Source organism: Nonomuraea sp. SBT364 (genome assembly GCF_001083785.1).
Classification (GTDB): Bacteria; Actinomycetota; Actinomycetes; order Streptosporangiales; family Streptosporangiaceae; genus Nonomuraea.
The window spans coordinates 1-1,357 of record NZ_LAVL01000348.1; the positions used below are offsets into that span (position 1 = coordinate 1).

Annotated in this window: 1 protein-coding gene; it reads right to left on the bottom strand. The window is 78.1% G+C overall.

Features of this window, described 5'->3' with window-relative positions; all coding sequences use genetic code 11:
• Window positions 1-1,357 (bottom strand): ATP-binding protein (locus ADY59_RS47275; RefSeq protein ID WP_049577930.1); only part of this gene is annotated, 1,357 nt, incomplete at both ends.

Consider the following 1,357-nt stretch of genomic DNA (forward strand, 5'->3'; position numbering starts at 1 on the left):
GGGTGCGTTCGGCGGCTCGGGCGATCTGCCGGGACAGGTGCTCGTCGTCGTTGCGGGGCCAGAGGGCCGGCACGCCGAAGGCCGTGATGACGGCCGCGGTCAGGGCGGGGTCGCCGAGGCTCTCCGCCGTGCCGGCCGCCTCGGCCCGCAGCCGCCGCGCCTCGTCCAGCCGCCCGGTCACGGCCAGCGCCCGGCCCAGGCCCATGACGGCCTTCAGGCGCTCCCGTACGGCGTCGCCGGCCGTGTGGGTGATCACCTGGTGCCACTGGCGGGCCGCCTCGTGCGGGTCGGAGCGGCGTTCGGCCAGCTCGGCCGCCGCGCGGGCGTAGCGGGCGGCGCGCGGCGAGGCGGCCCTGCCCGCGGCCCGGGTGAAGTGGTGGGCGAGCGCGGTCACGTCGTACGGACGCAGCCGTTCGACCGCCTCGCCGACGGTGGCGTGCCAGCGGGCCCGGCGCAGCCCGGACAGATCCCCGTACAGCGTGTCGCGGACCAGGATGTGCGTGAACCGCAACCCGCCCCGCTCGGTCAGGAAGCCCGCCCGCAACGCCCGGTCCAGGGCGTCGAGCACCGGCTCCTCGTCGCCCGCCAGCGCGGCCAGCACGTCCGGGTCGATGTCCCGGCCCACGACCGCCGCCTGCTTCAGTATGGTTCGCACCGCTTCGGGGAGCTGCGTCAGGCGGTGCCGGATGACGTCCCGCACCCCCGCCGGGACCGCCTCCAGCGCCGCGTGCCCCTCGGCGGCGAACAGCCGGGCCAGCTCCCGCACGAAGAACGGGTTGCCGCCGCTGCGCCGGTGGATCAGCCGCACGGCCGGTTCGTCCATCTCCTGCCCGCCGACGGACCGGGCCAGCTCACCCGTCGCCGCCTCCGGCAGCCCGCCCAGATAGACCCGGACGGGCTCGGCCCTCGCCAGCCGGGCCAGGGCCGAGGTCAGTTCCGGCCCGATCTCGGTGGTCCGGAACATCGCGGCGACCAGCACCGGTCCCGTCTCCGGTCGGCCGGCGACGGCGGTCAGCAGGTCCAGGGTGTCCGCGTCCGCGCGGTGCAGGTCGTCGAGCACCAGCAGCACCGGCCCCCGGCCCGCGGCCGCCGCGATCCGCGCCAGGACCGCCCGATGCCGCCGGAACCGGGCCACCGCGGGGTCCCCGCCCGTCTCCGTCGCGGCCGGGGCCGACGACGTGGGCAGCGCGCCGGTGATCTGGGTCCACGGCGCGGCGACGGGCGCGCCCTCGTACTCGGGGCTGCGGCCCCAGGCCGTGACCCAGCCGCGTGCCGACAGCCGGGCGGTGACGGCCTCGGCCAGCGCCGTCTTGCCCGCACCCGCCTCCCCGGACACCAGGACCAGCCCGGGCCCGCC